1 pseudogene is annotated in these 506 nt (G+C 63.0%); it reads right to left on the bottom strand.

The features are described from left to right. Positions 1-506: pseudogene (locus ACI94_RS02625) on the bottom strand (glycogen/starch/alpha-glucan phosphorylase); the annotation flags it as partial.

The following is a 506-nucleotide window of genomic DNA, read 5'->3' as shown; positions in this document are numbered from 1 at the left end:
TGCAGGATCTGCTTGCCCCGCTCGTCGGCCGGATGGGCCTTCCCGGCGAAGATGAACTGCACGGGTCTCCAGCGGTTGTTCACGATCCGGTCGAGCCGGTCCAGGTCCTGGAAGATCAGGTCCGCCCGCTTGTACTCGGCAAACCGGCGGGCAAACCCGATCGTCAGCGCCGAGGTGTCGAGCATGAGCCCCTCGGCGGCGAGGTTTGCAGGCTCATCACGGTGCCCCGCCCACTTGAGACGTTTCCGCTCCCGGATTCGGGCAAAGAGTTTCATCTTCAGCCACTGGTGCTCACGCCAGAGTTCTTCGTCCGGGATCTCGTCGACGACCTCCCAGATGATCGGGTTGTCGTAATCCTCCCGCCAGTTCGGGTAGACCGGATCCATGTACCGGTCGATGAGCCACTCGATCCGGTGGTTCAGCCACGTGGGCACGTGCACACCGTTTGTGACATAGTCGATCGGCACCTTCTCGACCGGGTGCTCGGGCCAGAGGGGTTGCCACAT

This window comes from Methanoculleus sp. DTU007 (assembly GCF_001512385.1).
Lineage (GTDB): Archaea > Halobacteriota > Methanomicrobia > Methanomicrobiales > Methanoculleaceae > Methanoculleus > Methanoculleus thermophilus.
The sequence above is the reverse complement of the archived record's forward strand: the minus strand, read 5'-3'. Positions and strand labels throughout refer to the sequence as shown.